This is a genomic window from Psychrobacter sp. CX90, assembly GCF_057396305.2.
This window is the reverse complement of sequence record NZ_CM182008.1, coordinates 957318-974714: the sequence shown is the minus strand read 5'-3', so window position 1 is coordinate 974714 and position 17397 is coordinate 957318. Positions and strand designations below refer to the sequence as shown.

At 38.7% G+C, this 17397-nt stretch carries 14 protein-coding genes, 2 tRNA genes and 1 pseudogene; 3 read left to right on the top strand and 14 right to left on the bottom strand.

Annotated elements, in window-relative coordinates:
* The first annotated feature begins 276 nt into the window (after positions 1-276).
* Positions 277-1029, top strand: coding sequence for a YebC/PmpR family DNA-binding transcriptional regulator (locus tag AC2SLN_RS03885; RefSeq protein WP_486550818.1), 753 nt, complete (start codon positions 277-279; stop codon positions 1027-1029).
* Between the two features lie 158 nt (positions 1030-1187).
* Here AC2SLN_RS03885 and AC2SLN_RS03880 read toward each other — a convergent pair whose 3' ends face one another.
* The 8 genes from AC2SLN_RS03880 to ftsY form a co-directional block, all read right to left on the bottom strand.
* Positions 1188-1976 carry an NTP transferase domain-containing protein gene (locus AC2SLN_RS03880; protein WP_486550816.1) on the bottom strand — a complete coding sequence of 263 codons (789 nt, stop codon included), beginning with the start codon at positions 1974-1976 and terminating at the stop codon, positions 1188-1190.
* 3 nt (positions 1977-1979) lie between these two features.
* Positions 1980-3440, bottom strand: a complete 1461-nt coding sequence (locus AC2SLN_RS03875; RefSeq protein ID WP_486550814.1) for an XdhC family protein — start codon at positions 3438-3440, stop codon at positions 1980-1982.
* A gap of 150 nt (positions 3441-3590) precedes the next feature.
* The gene (locus AC2SLN_RS03870; protein ID WP_486550812.1) at positions 3591-6092 is read right to left on the bottom strand and encodes a molybdopterin cofactor-binding domain-containing protein; all 2502 of its coding nucleotides are present in this window, start codon (positions 6090-6092) and stop codon (positions 3591-3593) included.
* Positions 6093-6094: 2 nt separating this feature from the next.
* A complete protein-coding gene (locus tag AC2SLN_RS03865) occupies positions 6095-7087 on the bottom strand; it encodes an FAD binding domain-containing protein (RefSeq protein WP_486550810.1) in 993 nt (330 codons plus the stop codon).
* Positions 7084-7842 carry a 2Fe-2S iron-sulfur cluster-binding protein gene (locus AC2SLN_RS03860; RefSeq protein WP_486550808.1) on the bottom strand — a complete coding sequence of 253 codons (759 nt, stop codon included), beginning with the start codon at positions 7840-7842 and terminating at the stop codon, positions 7084-7086. The genes AC2SLN_RS03865 and AC2SLN_RS03860 overlap by 4 nt, the downstream gene beginning before the upstream one ends.
* 365 nt (positions 7843-8207) lie before the next feature.
* The gene (locus tag AC2SLN_RS03855) at positions 8208-8906 is read right to left on the bottom strand and encodes a hypothetical protein (protein ID WP_486550806.1); all 699 of its coding nucleotides are present in this window, start codon (positions 8904-8906) and stop codon (positions 8208-8210) included.
* 435 nt (positions 8907-9341) lie between these two features.
* On the bottom strand, positions 9342-9914 hold the full coding sequence (locus AC2SLN_RS03850) for a methylated-DNA--[protein]-cysteine S-methyltransferase (protein WP_486550804.1): 573 nt from the start codon (positions 9912-9914) through the stop codon (positions 9342-9344).
* A gap of 177 nt (positions 9915-10091) precedes the next feature.
* Positions 10092-11000 (bottom strand): signal recognition particle-docking protein FtsY, encoded by a 909-nt coding sequence (gene ftsY / locus AC2SLN_RS03845; RefSeq protein WP_486550829.1) that lies wholly within the window; start codon positions 10998-11000, stop codon positions 10092-10094.
* A gap of 676 nt (positions 11001-11676) precedes the next feature.
* On the opposite strand from ftsY, the gene AC2SLN_RS03840 reads away from it, so the two are divergent.
* Both AC2SLN_RS03840 and AC2SLN_RS03835 read left to right on the top strand, forming a co-directional pair.
* Positions 11677-11752: transfer RNA gene (locus tag AC2SLN_RS03840), tRNA-Val, on the top strand.
* Positions 11753-11807: 55 nt separating this feature from the next.
* Positions 11808-11884 (top strand) — tRNA-Asp (locus AC2SLN_RS03835).
* Between the two features lie 127 nt (positions 11885-12011).
* Here the strand turns inward: AC2SLN_RS03835 and AC2SLN_RS03830 are convergent.
* From AC2SLN_RS03830 to AC2SLN_RS03805, 6 genes and pseudogenes are all read right to left on the bottom strand, one after another.
* Positions 12012-12934, bottom strand: a pseudogene (locus AC2SLN_RS03830) (IS3 family transposase); the annotation flags it as partial.
* Positions 12935-13010: 76 nt separating this feature from the next.
* A complete protein-coding gene (locus tag AC2SLN_RS03825; RefSeq protein WP_495057360.1) occupies positions 13011-13703 on the bottom strand; it encodes a hypothetical protein in 693 nt (230 codons plus the stop codon).
* A 96-nt stretch (positions 13704-13799) separates the two neighbouring features.
* Positions 13800-14492, bottom strand: a complete 693-nt coding sequence (locus AC2SLN_RS03820) for a hypothetical protein (protein WP_486550800.1) — start codon at positions 14490-14492, stop codon at positions 13800-13802.
* Positions 14493-14656: 164 nt separating this feature from the next.
* Positions 14657-15277, bottom strand: coding sequence for a hypothetical protein (locus AC2SLN_RS03815; RefSeq protein WP_486550798.1), 621 nt, complete (start codon positions 15275-15277; stop codon positions 14657-14659).
* A gap of 95 nt (positions 15278-15372) precedes the next feature.
* A complete protein-coding gene (locus tag AC2SLN_RS03810; protein WP_486550796.1) occupies positions 15373-15861 on the bottom strand; it encodes a hypothetical protein in 489 nt (162 codons plus the stop codon).
* A gap of 810 nt (positions 15862-16671) precedes the next feature.
* Complete coding sequence (locus AC2SLN_RS03805; RefSeq protein ID WP_486550794.1) at positions 16672-17133, bottom strand: hypothetical protein; 462 nt, start codon at positions 17131-17133, stop codon at positions 16672-16674.
* Between the last annotated feature and the right edge of the window lie 264 nt (positions 17134-17397).

The window sequence follows — 17397 nt, the reverse complement described above, 5'->3', positions numbered from 1 at the left end:
TTGTAGTCTATAATGTTAGGTCATTATACTGCATTATGTCGTTAATGTTACCAATAAGAAGGACTTTGTTTTATATGAGGGATATCTTTATAACTCCTCATTAATAGTGCCATTGATTTATATTTTGGTTCAATGGCTTAACGGTAACGCTGCCAGTGTAATATCTGCAAAACATTCATTGTTAAAACAATGAGTGTTTAAAAATTGGTAAAGTAAGTTTAGTTAGCTTGACTAATGCTAATTAAAAGTTCTTGGTTCTATATTAAGGAATTTATTATGGCCGGCCATTCAAAATGGGCAAATATCAAACATAAAAAAGCCAAAGAAGATGCGAAACGCGGCAAGATTTTTACCAAAATAATTCGCGAAATAATCTCTGCTACCAAACAAGGTGATCCTGACCCAGAGGCTAATCCCCGCTTACGTGCCGCAGTAGAAAAGGCACTATCGGCCAATATGACTAAAGATACTATCAAGCGAGCCATCGAGCGTGGTGCCGGTAATACGGAAGGCGGTGATATGGATGAGCTGACCTACGAAGGGTACGGTGTTGGCGGTGTGGCGGTGTTAGTAGAAACCATGACAGATAATGTTAATCGTACCGTTAGTGAAGTGCGTCATGCTTTTACTAAATTTGATGGTAATTTGGGTACTGCTGGCTCAGTGGCCTATTTATTTACCAAACGTGGCGAAATCACCTTCGATGACGTGTCATTAGAAGATGAGATTATGCTAGTAGCCTTAGATGCCGGTGCATTAGATATTGAGAACGATGGCGAAAGCTTAAGAGTAATCACTGAGCCTGAAAGGTTTGGGACGGTAAAAGACGCGCTCAATAAAGCTGGCTATGAATCAAGTAATGCTGAAGTAACTATGTCTCCTTCAACGAGTGCAATGATTGATAATATTGACGATGCTGAAAAAGTCATGAAAATGATTGATATGCTTGAAGATATTGACGATGTACAAGATGTACACACCAACGTTGATTTCACTGATGAGATTTTAGAGCAATTAGGCGCCGAATAACTTACTTTTAGTAGCTAGTCAGAATCTCGTTAATAGCTAAGCAGGATACTTTCGATTAATAATAAAATCTACCTTACTAAAAACAGGCCTTAACTATGCGTTTAGGGTCTGTTTTTTTTGTTTTTGCCTTAACTTGACTGTTTAAAACATCATAAATTTTACCTATCCAACCAACCCATATTAATTGCAAACTTAAGCTGCTCAGGAGTATCAATATCAAGACTTAAATTGAGGTTATTAACAATCGCGACCTCATCAGCAGCGAATGCTCTAATTTGATGACGCAGTCCTTTATCTCCCTGTAAACTTGACTGCCAATTTTTTAGAAGCTCGTAGTTAATGACTACTGGTAAACCAACGACTGTCTCACTACTATCTAAACTGACATCTTTAGAATAATTAGGGTTGTCGTTACTTGTTTTTAAGACAGGATTAGTAGCATTGCGACTATCAAAACGATTGTCCTGCATAATCTTGTCAGATTTAGGATAGCGACTGGCGACAACTTTAGTACTTTCTTTCAGTAAATTATTTAAATGCTGAGTGTCTAATAAAATTTGGTCTACCCCTAAAATCATAACTTTATTAATCGCCAAGTTGTTGGTAGTTAATTGACTAGTCGCTAAATTATCAGTAGCTAGAGTATTCAAAGCATCAATACCCAAGCTTAAACTATGCCCCATACCTTTCTCAGGTTCTTTACTGAAAACCACTTCAATAGGTTCAATGTCAGCAATCAATCTATCTATGACCCTTTTGATCGGCAAATGACCTTCGGGAATAACAACAACTATAATTTTAGGACTGGTAGAAAAGGCTTTGCGAAGCATGACTTCTATTAAAGTCTCACCGCATTGCGTTAAGAGCTGTTTGGGAGTTCCTAAACGCCGACTTAATCCACTCGCCAGCAAAATAACTGCATGAGTGGTATGAGTGAGGTTCGGCATAACTTAAAGTCTTACTATATGGTTTAAAGCAGAATTTAAGACAGGCACACCAGCGTTACTCTCCTTTGAACTCTCCTTAGATTTGGACTTTATAGGGTCTTCTAAACTTGCAGCATTGTTTGAGGCCATAAAATCAACACAATGCATCACCGCATTAATCTGGGCAATGATGCCTAAGGCTAATGCCTCTGGCCCATCACCGCCAAGTTTATAACCAATAGGATAATGCAGTTGATCGAAACCTTGTTGTAAATGAGAGATGTCGCCTTGGTAAATATCTTTGATTTCAGAAATCAAACGCTCTGTTCGATATTTAGGTCCTAGCTGACCTAGGTATGCCGGTGGATTGGCAAGCAGCACTTTTAGACGTGCTCTATCTTGACTGAGACTATGAGACATAATGGCAACGGCAGCATTTCGGCTTAGATTAATAAGGGTGTCGCTATCCTCTACTGGCAAACATAGGACATTGTCAGCCTGCATAAAGCGCGCTCGAGTAGCGTAATGAGCACGGCTATCTAATACTGTAACCTGCCAGTCTTGCATTTTCGCAAGCGTGACCAATGGCAATACATCATTGCCTGCTCCGCAAATCAGCAGCTTAATTTGCGGTTGCAAGTGTCTTACTAACCACTGTGTCTCGATAATATGGTCCAAATTATTGTCGACTACCCCTTTCACACTCACAAATTGAGCCTGTTTTTTAGAAGGCTTTTTTTTAAAAGCCTGTTTCTTAGAATAGTCATTTCCAGCTAGTGAATTATTATCTGAAGACTTAGAGGATAGCATTTTGATCGCTTGTATCAGGGTAGGATCACTGGGAATATATTTTAAATCCTCATTTAAGATGGTTATATTTGAGTGGGCTGCAAAATCATCTAAATTAATATGAACGCCAATAGGATGAGATGGATCGTCTGAACGAATTAAAGTGGCTATTCGCATCGTTTGCTCATTACTGCGAACCTCCTTAATACATTTAATCAAAGGCATCGCAGATGCTAATCGCTCGAATAGAACATGAACACGTCCATTACAACCCAAACCAAAATTGAGATCTATATCATCGTCGTTATGACTATCATACTGGTCCTTTAAAACATAGTTCCAGTCTAAATCACGTTTATTATCAGCATTCAAATCACTATTTTCATCATTTCGGATACTATTACGATTACTATTTTGCTTAGTATTGTTTTGATGAGCGCTATCATCCTCCCCCGTTTGATAGACCTGAACAGAAGGTCCATTGCGGGTAATCCAAAAAGCTCTTTTAATGATATGTGGCTCTAAACAACCCCCACTAATCATGCCTACTGAGCGGCCATCTGCACAGATAAGCATCATCGCACCTTCTTTACGGTACGCAGAACCTTCAGTACGCACAACTGTGGCTAGTACCGCTTCGATACCGCTGTGGTAGGCTTCAGACGCCAATTTCAAAATATCAGAAACATGATTCATAGTATCGACTTATTTAAGACGTTTAAAAATAAAAGATAGGCCTGTTTAGAATTGATTTAATAGAACTGCTAATCGATAAAATGAGGGCAAATAGCACAGTGATGTACGACCTACCCTATCGAAATGCCAACGCTATAAAATGCCCGCGTCTTAATCAGGCAATTGATCAATCAGCTTATCCAGAGTAATTGGAAAATCATAAACGCGTACCCCGACCGCATTATAAACCGCATTGGCAATAGCAGCAGCAGCGCCCGATATGGCTGTCTCTCCGATCCCTTTAATGTGCATAGGATTGGTATACGGGTCATCTTCTTCAACGAGGATGACTTCGAGTTGAGGGACATCTGCATTCACAGGAATATGATATTCAGCCAAGTCATGGTTACACAATCTTCCATCTCGTTTATCATGAATGACCTCTTCCATCAACGCTGAGCCAATCCCAAATACCATACCGCCATAACATTGTGAGGTTGCAAGCTTATGATTCAAAATACGTCCTGCCGTGAATGCACCCGTCATATTTTTCACACGAATCTCACCGGTATAACGGTGCACGGCTACCTCAGCAAAGTTGGCACCATAGCAGGCTTGACGATGAGTTTTACCGTTTTTACCGGGTGCAATTTCGCCTTTTGCACTTAGTTGTTGGTTATCAAGTTTGGCGATAATATCGGCTAGTGGATAAGCGGCAAAATGACTAAAGTCATAGTCCTCTTTTTCAGTTGCCTCAGATCCGTTAATAGAGATCGGTAACCCAGCTTTTTCTGCAATATTGTCAAGTTTGTCAAACTTATCTAACTTATCTAACTTACTAAGAACACTACCAAGCGCATTCTTGCCCGCTTCAATTGCCGTTTCTGTCAGTGTGGCGTCATGATCGCCGATTTTAGAGACTTGACCTTGTTGCAACTGTATAGTGTCAGCATGCAGGCCGACCCGTTTAGCAATTTGCTCCCGTAATTCGGCGCAAGCAAGATAAATACTACTACCCGCACTAGCTGCACCAAAACTTCCACCAGAACCGGGAGCGGCTGGCAAATTACTATCACCGAGTTTCATCTCAATATGGTCGATAGGTAAGCCCAAAATATCCGCTGCTACCTGAGAAAATACGGTATAAGATCCCGTACCGATATCAGTCATATCGGATTCAATCACCGCTTTAATGCCGTAAGATTTGGTTGAATCTAGCTGCAAGGTAGCACGAGCTTCTGCTGGCATTAGCTGATTGCCCCTTGAGGCGACTGCCATACCAGTACCGATCCACCAATCGCCTTCTAAACGACTGGCTGGTTTTGCGATATGCTTCTCATCCCAACCGAATGCTTTTGCCCCCTGCTCAATGCACGGTATAAGCTGTCGTGTTGAAAAAGGGATTTGCTTTGATGGATCCTCTTCAGGCTCATTAAGACGACGTAGCTCAATAGGGTCTATATTGAGCTGACAGGCCAACTCATCCATCGCACATTCAAGCGCAATCTGACCAACCGCTTCACCTGGTGCACGCATCGAGCCTGCAAGCGTCCAGTTCATATCCACCATTTGGTATTCGACTTTGCGGTTTTCACCACGATACAGAAAATGTGTCGACAAGGCTGATGGCTCAAAAAATGCTTCATCAGGTAGATTGCTAGATATTGATTCATGAATGATGGTGTCTATTACCCCGTTTTCACGACAGCCAATGGCGACTCTTTGACGGGTATTAGACCGTCTCACCGTTGCCTCCATCACCTGCGGACGTGTCATCATTATCAGTACAGGACGCTCAAGCTCTTTGGCTGCAATAGCAGCTGCGATAGACTCTGGTGCAATACCTAATTTACTACCAAAGCCGCCACCGACATATCGTGCAATTAAATGAACGTTATCAGCATCAATCTGTAAGGCATCCGCTATTTGTTTTTTACCAAAAGCCACCATCTGGTTTGAGGTATAAATAGTGAGCTTATCCCCCTCCCAATGCGCTAGTGATGAATGAGGCTCCATTGGCGAGTTACTTTGGCTAGGCGTGATATAAATGCGGTCTAAACGAACCGCTGCATTCTCTAAGCTTTTTTCAGGGTCGCCTTGTTCACTATTTTTATCAGATCCTTCTTTCTCATTAACATCATGAGTATTTTTAAGCTCTGTCTTGAAATCTAACGCCGCTTTATCCGTCTGATCCTCATAGGTTACTTTAAGTGCCTTAGCCGCTTCGGTAGCCGCTTCAAAGGTTTCAGCGATGACAACCGCTATCGGCTGACCATGATAGGCAATCTCGTTAGTGCCTTGGGTCGGCGCTTTCATTTTGCCGCCTTGCTGAGAGTTTCTAATAAAATGCTTTGGATCAGTCACTACTTTAATAACGCCTGGTATATCGGCAACTGAGCTTTTATCAATATCTTTAACATGACCTTTAGCAATAGTTGCGCCTACCAATACGCCGTAAGCCATATTGTCTACATGATATTCGGCTGCATAGGTCGCTTGACCACTCACTTTTAAAGAACCATCGACACGAGTGATAGGTTGACCAACTAACTGACTCGATGTTTTGTCAAATAGGGTCGCAACCGGCTCATTCATAATCATTTTTTTGCTGGGTTCGGAATTAAGGATTCCTTTATTGAATGCTTCATTTAACGCTTTATTTAATGATGGCATGGTTAAGCTTCCTTAGCGTCAAGAGCGCGCTGGATAATTTGTTTAAGTAAACGGCGGGTTAGTGGAATTTTAAAGTCGTTTTGTCCCTGACCTTTCGCCGTTTCTAAAAGAATATTGGCAGCATTCACAATATCAGGAATAGCTCCTTTAGTGCCCTCAAGGGACGCCTCTACCGCCTCATTACGCCACGGCTGCGACCCGATGCCACCAAACGCCAAACGTACAGTGGTTAACGTACCCGTATCATCTTTATCTATCACTGCAGCTGCTGATACTAGAGCGAAGGCATAGGACGCACGGTCACGAATCTTGTCATAAGTATGCATGCCTTTAATGGGCGCTGGAAGTATGATATGAGTGATCAGTTCACCCGGTTCTAATACTGTTTCAATATGAGGAGTGTCATCAGGCAGACGATAGAAATCTTTAATCGGAATTTCTCTGGTGCTACCATCTGGTTTTTGGGTCTCTAACGTCGCATCTAATAAGCGCATAGCCACTGCCATATCAGAGGGATGCTGTGCGATACAATGATCGCTGGTACCTAATATGGCAAGTGAGCGGTTTTGACCTTCAATTGCTGGACAGCCTGTGCCCGGTTGTCGTTTGTTACATGGACTATCTGGTTGGTAAAAATAGTAGCAACGGGTTCGTTGCAGAAAATTACCGCCAGTCGTCGCCTTATTGCGTAGCTGACCTGATGCACCCGCTAATATGGCGCGAGAGAGTACTGGATAACTGGTTATGATGTCAGGATGAGCTGCCAAATCACTATTGGTCACCAAGGCTCCAATACGTAAACCTCCTTCTGATGTCGGCTCAATCTGCTTAAGTTCTAACTGAGTAATATCAACAAGTTTAATCGGTGTCTCAATCTCAAGCTTCATTAGATCAAGTAAGTTTGTACCGCCACCGATAAAGGCAGCGCCTTCTGAACTGGCAGCAACGCAAGCAGGATGTAACTCATTGGCACGGACATATTCAAAACGTTTCATGAGTTTTCTCCTAAACGTTGAGCAGCGTTCTTGTTGCTTTGGTTATTGTTAGTGCTTTGGTTATTGTTAGTGATGTGTTGATTGTTAGAGGCTTTAGTCGATTGATTATCTTGTAATTGGGCTTGACTGGGCGCTGGCGACCATATACCTGAGACAGCCGAGGTAGAAGCTGATTTCGCATAAGAGTTAGACACTTTATTTGAGGTATTTGAGCTTTCTGAATTATTTGAATCCACAAAAAGCTTAAGTTCTTTTTGCAGCACTTCAGATATGGCATTAATAATATTGGGGTACGCAGAACAGCGGCATATATTACCACTCATACGCTCGGCAATTTCATTGACTAAAAGCGCATTAGGTTGTGTTAAGTCTTCAGTGACATAACTGGGCCACTGTTGCTTAACCTCTTCAATAAGGGCAGTAGCAGAACAAATCTGACCCGGTGTGCAATAGCCACACTGGAAAGCATCGTGCTCTTTAAACGCTTGTTGCAAGTCAGATAGAGTTTCAGGTAAACCAATCCCTTCAATAGTGGTTATCTCATCACTTTCATGCATTACCGCTATGGTTAAACATGAATTAATACGTTGACCGTTAATGAGAATAGTACAGGCACCGCATTGTCCATGATCACAGCCTTTTTTGGGGCCTGTAATCTGCAGATGATGGCGAAACAGATCAAGTAAAGTCGTTCGGGGATCGAGATCATCGAAATGATAGCTTTTATTATTAATAGATAAAGTTAAGGTAGTCATGCTGGCGTCCGCTGGCAAGTGGTTTGTAGGATTAATTGAACTACTTAAGAGGTATGTTCTATAAGTTTTAGAGTCAAATAATTAAGGCGATAAAATAATTGGTATAGGTGAAACACACATTTGGATTGATAAACACAAGATTAATAAACACAATAAGCTCTATATTGCCTTTATCATCTTAATAAAAATAAAAAAATCTTTTAATTACAAAGTGTTGTTGTCGTGTGCTTTTAAGTAAATAACTCACTCAACTCATTTTTAGCATTAGTGTTGTTTAATCAGGTCTCTCAATGATGACCCTTTATGATAAAACCCCCGCTAATTAAATTAGCGAGGGGCTTATCTTTAAAAATCAGTACACTTGATTAACTTTTCGTCAACCTTTCAACCTTTAACACTTTGTGACTCGGATAACGGGTAATATGTATCTGATCAAATCCGCTAGTATGAGTCAAGCTTACCCTAGGATTTGGTTCCGTCAAAATACAGTCAGGCTGATATTTATCGGTATGAACCAGTAGCCACAGCTCATCCAATGGTCTTCGTGCGTGGTAGCCGTCCACTTTATGTGCTTTTTTAGTCATGACATCATTAACATCTTGTTGGGTTATACTCGACAAAGTTACCTGCTTTCTACGTTTTAAAAACTGATTAGTTGGCATATACAACGTTTTTACTGGCAACTTAAAGCGCTCGAAATTTGGATAGCACCCATTCTCGTAGCAGCGCATATCTTCTTGTGTTTTTATTCGTTGTCTTGCCGCTACTTGCAGACCCTGCCAATACCAACGTTTTGCAATTAAATCATCTTCACCCATTCTATCGCGTAGACGTGGTAAGGTGGTCAATTCAATACCAATGTATATCAACTCCCGATTTTTTGAGAAAATTAAAGTGAAATCGGGCTCTCGTCCATCATCATCTCCAGAAATAATATACACAGGATCTAAACCTTCAATAGCCAAATAATGGCTAAGATAAACCCATTCACGTTGGCGTTTGATTTGATTTTGTCTACTGCTAGAACTGATAAGCTTATGAGAGATTTGTGAGAAGTTATTCAAATTAGACTTTAAAGTATTTAGCCGATGTGAAGAGTTAAGGGTGTTAGACTGATTATAGCTGGAAAGATTCGAAACTAACCGTTTAGTAGATACCCTATTTAGTGGTGTAGACTGTAAGTGGTCTGCGCAATAGTCTGAATGCCAATAAAAAGAGGGTTGATTCTGATACGATGATGAACTAATGGAGTGCTGAGAAAGTTGCCGATAGAGCGTTGAAAACTCCCACCACCTTCTGCGTTTATCATAGTGGGATAGCCTTCTCATACAACATACCTGTCGCAAAAATTAAAGATTGAACAGCTCTCAGAGAAAATTACTGATCTATAATTTGTAAATAGATAAGGAGTTAGAAACATGATGACTTAGCCTTAATCTTGTATACTGTTATCCATTTAAACTAACAACTTAATAAGACAAAATTATGACAGAGCACAATTAATTCGTGGCACGTTCCATCTTTAACAGCAAGTGTTTTTTATCCAGTCCGCCAGTATATCCCCCCAGCCCGCCATTGCTCGCTATCACTCTATGACAGGGGATAATAATACTAAACGGGTTTTTGCCATTGGCATTAGCAACCGCACGATGAGCCGTCGGTTTGTCTATATTTTGCGCCAATTGTGAATAACTAATAGTTTCTCCATAAGGAATGTCTTGTAAAGCCTGCCAAACGCGTTGTTGAAAAGATGTACCAATAGACATATCAAGCGGTAAGTCAAAAGTAGTGCGCGTACCATTTTGATATTCATTCAGTTGTTCGATGGCAGTTAATAATAGTGATTCAGTTTGTTTTTTACAGCTTAGGCTATTTTTATCAAGAGGCTTAAAACTCTCCTCATTAAGTTTTAGATACTTCCTTAACTGCACAACCGTCTTGGACGTTTGCCACTCTTGCCCCGCCCCTAACCAGTTGACTCCTAGAAGTTTCGGTGCCTCACACACTTGAGCCACCTTACCTGCAATCAAAACCAAGGGAAATCCTGCAATATCAGTTTTAGTAACAATCATTACATTCGCCTTTGAAGTATCCTTACAGAGTGATTGACTCATTGACAATTGCCTTAAAAAATCATAAATAACGGAGGCTCATCTCTCTACTATCTTGACACAAAAAAAATGGCATCTCAATGATGCCATTTAATATAGTATGGGCAGTGGACCACAATAATATTCGAGGATTAAAATTTATTTGTCATCAGTCTCAAATAAGGCAGCCACAAATTGCTTAGGACTAAACGGACGTAAGTCATCGATCGACTCACCAACCCCAATATAGCGAATGGGAATATCGGTAGTATTGGCGATATTAAACACCACACCACCTTTGGCTGTGCCATCCAGTTTGGTAATAGTAATACCTGTTAAAGGCACAGCATCGTTAAATATTTTGACCTGATTTATGGCATTCTGACCTGTCCCTGCATCAAGTACAATCATCCCCTCATGCGGCGCATCTGGGTCTGATTTACGCATAATACGCACTACTTTTTCAAGCTCAGCCATTAGATGGGTTTTGTTTTGCAAGCGTCCAGCAGTATCCGCAATTAATACGTCAATATTTTTGGCTTTGGCAGATTGCATCGCATCAAAGACCACTGACGCACTATCTGCACCATGACCTTGCGCGACAACGGGTATATTATTTCGCTCGCCCCACACTTGAAGTTGCTCTGTTGCCGCGGCTCTAAAAGTATCACCAGCTGCGAGCATTACCGATTTACCTTCGGCTTGCAAACGTTTTGCTAGTTTACCGATGGTCGTCGTTTTGCCGACGCCATTTACCCCAACAACCAAAATAACAAACGGTTTTTTAGAAGTATCAATTATTAAAGGAGCAACTTTAGGCTCCAATATCTCCACCAACTCTTTTTGTAGCGCTTTATATAAAGAGTGCGAATAAATCAAATCGCCACGGGCTGTCTGCTCGGTTAAACTCTTGATAATTTTATCCGTAGCTTCCACACCAATATCAGCAACCAAAAGCTGGTCTTCTACTTCCTCTAACAGCTCATCGTCAATCTCTTTGCCACCAATTAAGATGTTAGCCACACCTTCCGCCAAGTTCTTACGTGACTTAGATAACCCAGACTTCATCCGACTAAACCAGCTACCAGATCTTTTATCTGTATCATTAGCGTTACTATCTGGTTCGCTGATTTGAGACTGCGGATGCTCAACAGGCTTGGGCTGCTGATTTAATGTCTGCTTATCAAGTTGCTGATCATCAAGTGGAAAGGCTGGTAACTCATAAGATGACTTATTAATAGTCTCATTACGAGGCGTTTCAACAACAGGAATATCCTCCGTCAGGATCAAACTGGGCAACGTAATATCGTCATCATCAAGCTCATCTAGACTGCCATCTAAATTAATGACAACTCGGCTTGGATTATGTGCGTTATTCATAGTGTCTCTTTTTTATCAATTATCAATCATTAAGCGTAAATTAGATTAAGAGTAGTTTACCATAAGTGACCTATCGCTTTATAAGTGCCCTATTATAAATATCTTTGGGTAAAAGCCTTATTGATGCCTAGTTATAAATGTCTACTTTGATAGCAGGGTAGACATTGAATACCTACATCTCCTACATTTGAAGTCAAATTTTAAACTTTTTAAAAAAAAGTGTTTGACACCCTCTCCTTTATCTATATAATACGCTCCTACATTAAGACGATATAGTTTTAGTTTTAAGTTATTTGAAAATTATTTTTAATTAGTTTTCTCTTACGAAATTAAAAAAGCAGTGCTTTTTTAATACGTTTTTCAAGGGTGATTAGCTCAGTTGGTAGAGCGTCTGCCTTACACGCAGAATGTCGGCGGTTCGAATCCGTCATCACCCACCACTACTTAACTACAGTTTAACAGCTGAGTGGTTAAATAAAGTTATAAACGACCTAAGCAGCGGTAGTTCAGTTGGTTAGAATACCGGCCTGTCACGCCGGGGGTCGCGGGTTCGAGTCCCGTCCGCTGCGCCATATTTTAAAACTTAAGTTACCTTTTAAGTAAGTACAAAGTTTCAGCCCTAAGCGTTCATTTGCTTAGGGTTTTTTTGTGGGTAATGGTTTTTTAACTGATTGATTATTTTGTGTTTTACGAAATAATCCGTTCTACATAAGCATTTTGCTGAGGATTACTAAGCTCAATATACTCAATAACAATACAGTGCTTAGTTGCCTAGTCTTTTAAGTCATTGCTGATATACTCAAGACCATTATCACACCTGAGTTGATCAGGCTTACCTCGGCATCCAATCAGTTGATTTAAACTGCGTATGACTCTTTGAACCGGCAATGAGAAGTCGATCTCTATGGTTAATGCTTCACGATTAAAGTTATCAATGACATTAAAGAGTCTAATAGACCTACCATCGGTTAAGGCATCGTGCATAAAATCTATACTCCAGCTTTGATTGATGTTAGCTGGCACGGCAAACTTTTTGGGTTTATTTCGTTTAATACGGCGGCGAGGCTTTATTCTCAGGTTTAATTCAAGCTCACAGTAGATACGATAAACACGCTTATGATTGTAAGGTAATCTGAGTACATTTCTTAAGTATAGAAAGCATAGCTTAAAGCCCCAGTTTTTATGGTCGTTTGCCAAATCAATCAACAACTTGGCTATCTGCTTATTCTCATCCGCTGTCTTTGGCTGATAGTAATGGCAGGTTATGCTGATGTTAAAGATCAGACAGGCTAAACGAATGCTTATACTGCGAGCATCAACATAATATTTAGCTAAGTCTTTGCGCCTAGAAGGCGCTACCACTTTTTTGACATGGCATCCTGTAAGATGTCTGATTTAAGCCTTTCCTCGGCGTACATCTTCTTCAGACGAGCGTTTTCAGCTTCTAATTCTTTAAGACGAGTAATCAGTGAGGCATCCATACCGCCATATTTGCTCCTCCATTTGTAAAAGGTGCTCTGACTTATATTGTGTTCACGTAGTATGTCACTGACTGGTACGCCTTGTTCTGCCTGTTTGAGAATATTAACGATCTGTGTATCGGTAAATCTTGATTTTTTCATGTCGAAATCTCCTGCTAGTATTTTAGCAGTTAGTTTCTACTTTTACGTGTTATTATTTTTTGGGGTGATTACCATATCAAATACATTGCTTTAAAATAGCGGTGTCAGCAAAGTTACCTTCAAAATCTAAGACGTTATTCAGACAGCTAATTTTATCCATTAAAGATTGTTCCTCATTTTGGCTTAACTTCTGCTCATCGTTATAGTCTATTTTGGTATAGCCTCCTAAAACAAGCATAAGCGCAAGTCCATAATTTACTCGAACTTTATACTTTATATAATCCAGTTCTTTGGTTTTTCTTCTCACCTCTTCTGGCAAGTCATTTGTATCACACTTACAAATTTTATCTGAGTTATTAATATACTGTAACATCAGTGCATCTCCTGATTTTACGAGCAACTTAGGAGATGGATAGTAAACCGAAGCCGTACTGTATCGATTCCATGCTGTTCCATAATTTTTTTGAGAAAGTGCTATATCGCCTTCTTTTTCAAGGTTGAGCAAATATTGATACCTTTCATCCTTCTTAGCAACAGTTTTAGGCGCTTCCCAACTATTAATAAACCGGTTTAAAATTGCATCGGAAGTTTCAAAACCTTTAGAAGATTCTATACTTTCATTCAACCATGATTTTAACTCATCTCTTTCAGTCGTATGATGATTAATAGCTTTATCATCATTATGCTTCACATCTTCGTAAGTCATGCAGGATGTAATAGCCAAACAGGTGCATAGCGGGAGGGTTATTATTGCCACTAATTTTTGCATCATGTCTTCCTAATGATTTAGTTTACAGACATAGCAGAGGTTGAGAATACACTTGAAATCAAAAGTTTATTTTATATAACCTTTGATGTTAATTACTTAATCCAAGACACACTCGGAAAATTTTTCAAAGCCTGAGGTTCTATCTGGGAAATTTAGTTTACCTTCTAAGCAATCTATTTTTTTGATCAATGCCTGTTCTTGCGTACTGTTTAGTCTTTGCGACTCGATAATATTCAGGTTTGTATATTGATTCAAATCCAGAGCTAAATTATATTTGTTTAATATCCTGTATCTAAACTCTTTAACAGTAGTTGCTGACTGAAAACCTTCTTCTAAGTCATTTATGGTTTCACAGTTACATATTATTTTAATATTTCTAATATAATGTAGCATCAAAATATCCCCCTCTTTTACAATTAGCCTTGGAGAAGGATAAGACATTGCACCCATGCTATATTTATCCCATGCCTTAAATAGCTTATTCTGAGACAAATACTTATTGCCATCCTTTTCGAACTCTAATAACAAATTGTAGGCTTCATTTCTCTTATCTATTGAGTCCAGTTTTTGCAGCCTCTCTATTGCTGATTGCAACATGTATTCAGGTTTATAGTAATTTTTGGGTGGCTGATGATTGTCTATAGGCGATTCTATGATGTCAGAGTATACAGGTTGATTTAATTCTTTAATTTCTGCTTTGTTATTTTTATATGAAGAGTAAGAATCATGATCAGAAGTGCAAGAAATCATAACCATTACAGTGAACGATATAATCAATAGTTTTCGCATCAATCAAGATTCCTAATACTTAATTTTCCGACATATTGCATATATATTAGCTTAGTTCAAACTAACTAAGATACTTTAAAAAGTTAGGCTAAAAAAATATAAGGTTGCCGTTAATTTTTACATTAATTTCAAAGTTACAAATGACATTATCAAAGGTTCAGATATCAAATACATTGCTTTAAAATAGTGGTGTCAGCAAAATTACCATCAAAATCTAGGACCTTATTCAGACAGTTAATTTTTTTCTTGACTTCTTGCACCTCATTTTGACTCAAACTCTGATCATCGTGATAGTCTGTTTTAGGATAATCGTTAAAATCAACAGCTACACCATAAGTTGAAAGAAACGAGTGTTTGACGCCATTTCTTTCTCTTTGAGTAATCCTACCTTCGGCATTCAAACTTGTTTCGCAGTCACAAATACTTTCAAAGTTATTAATAATATGAAATAGCTGAGCATCACCTGCTTTGACTAGCAATCTAGGAGATGGATAATAAATAGACGCTAAGCTATATCGATTCCATGCTGTACCATAGTTTTTTTGTTCAAACTCCCTGTCTCCTTCTTTTTCAAGATTAAGCAAAGAGTTATAGTTTTCTTCTTTTTTAGTAGCAGAGATAGGTTTTTCCCATTTACTTACAATATTTCTAAAAATAGCTTCAGAGCCTTTATAACCTTTGTAAGGCTTTATATTCTCATCAAACCACGCTTCTAATTCATCCCTTTCAGCCGTATGATTATGAATAACTTTATCATCGTTATGTGTCACATCTTCATTAGTCATGCAAGATGTGATAACTAAACATGTGCATAGCGAGAGGGTTATTCTTGCCACTATTATTCTCATCATGTCTTCCTAATGATTAATCTACCCTATCTCTAGTCCAACGGCCGATTCGGACTAACCTGATCATAAGTCATGTTTTTGGGCAAAGGAATACACTCTACTTCTTTTTGTGATTGGTTTGGTAGGCAGTATTTGATAGGCCCTTCTATATACTCTTCCTGACGCTCAGATACATTAGGATCAATGGGGGTTAAGTAGACCTTACCCATATTGACATAGGTCTTTATATTAGCATCATAAGTTACTTTGTTTTGAGCAATATTAGTGCTAGGAAAATCACCTGAGGAGTAAGATTTATGAATATAGTGGTCACTCATAAACATGAGAGAAGCATCACTATATGCTTTGTATTCATAGTGTGCAGGAGATGATACTCTATATTTGTACTCAATTGCTGGGATTACAAACAGCCCATCTTGACCAGTAATATCATACTCCTTTGAAGTCAAAAACACCTTGACGTTAGCAATGGGCAGGTCTGTTTGCCTATCAATAACTTGCCCTTTAATTTCTGGCGTCATATATTTGACTTTTTGTTGACATCCTGAAAGGATTATACTAGCCAACATCAAGGAGACACATAGTTTCATTAATCTCATCTAATAAATCTCCAACTGACTTATCCATAACAGCCCTTTAACATCGGTTTCATTGGCTACCACACGGTCAAAAAAAATTCATCGGTGGATAGTAAGCATTGGGATAAAACTGGTACCCTCGATTATTTTGAATTAGTTTAAACCTCTAGATTAGGATAATTTATTTTTTATTGAGATGAAAATGTTAGAAAATACTAATACATTAAGCAAAATAAAGAGTAAGAGCCATATAGAAAATATAATATTATTTCCGAATAAAATGGTGGCGTAGCTAATATTAATGAAACTAGCTGTCTCCATAAGCTCAAAAAACCATAATGATATAATAATAGCAATTAAAAAAAGTATGCTTTTTATTATCGGCTTAAGAAAATAAAGGACGCTAATAAACGTTAGAAGTAAAAATAAAACTCCACTTCCTATTATTAGCAATACGAAATCATTACCGCCCGAGCCTTGTAAGTCGGATAAACGATATAAATCATTGTCGACAATATATGAATGAGTATAGAGACCGCCGGAAGACTGTATTCCAAAGCTTAACAGAAACATACCTAAGCTAATTAAATGTGCTAACATTAACTTTAACATAATTAACCCTTTGACTTCGTTCCCTTGACAACCATACGGTCGAATGAGGAAGAATAAACGATACTATCCAATCAAATCACTTATTCTTAAGCAGTCTAAAAGTAGGTTAGTCTGTGCAGACTAAATTAACTAATATTAACTTTAATCCGATATCTTGCTCACAATTCGTATTGTATGATCTTTATCATAAACAAAAACAGAGCCAGAACGTACATGGAAAAAATTTTTCGGATCAACCCCGATCATATCCAAAACATACTTATTATTTTTAGCTAATAAAGTATTAACTTTTTCTTCTAAGCACATAGGTAGTCCGCGATACTTTTCGTCTTCAGGCAGTTTATTATGTAGCATAAGGACGTAGTCATCGTTTTCAAACCGATAAAGAGTAAAAGAAACACGAATAATTTCATCTAGCTCATGTTGCTCAGAATTAACAGTTGCTGTTGAAAAGTCTGGCTTAAAGCATAACTTATCATCTTTATTTATGAAAACATTATTGTCAATTATCTTAGGTAGTTTGTGTGAAGGATTACGACTGACACATGATGTGTTTAAGAGCAGACTAATGACTATTAAGCTACAAAAATACTTTTTAAACATGATGATTATCCTTAATAGGCTAGTTTTTTTGTATTACTAGGATCATTTAAAAAGTCTGAGAGTGTTACTGAGTAACTACTCATGGAATGTCGATAAATCAAACAGTTTATACAGTCGAACAAATAAGATAAATACACCGATACTACCCAATTAAGTAAATTAATTTTAAAGTCGAATTAAAGTAGGTTAGCCTATACTGGCTAGTTCTAATAATTTTTACTTTATTCAGTTGCTTATATAGTCAATTCTTATTGTATGACTACC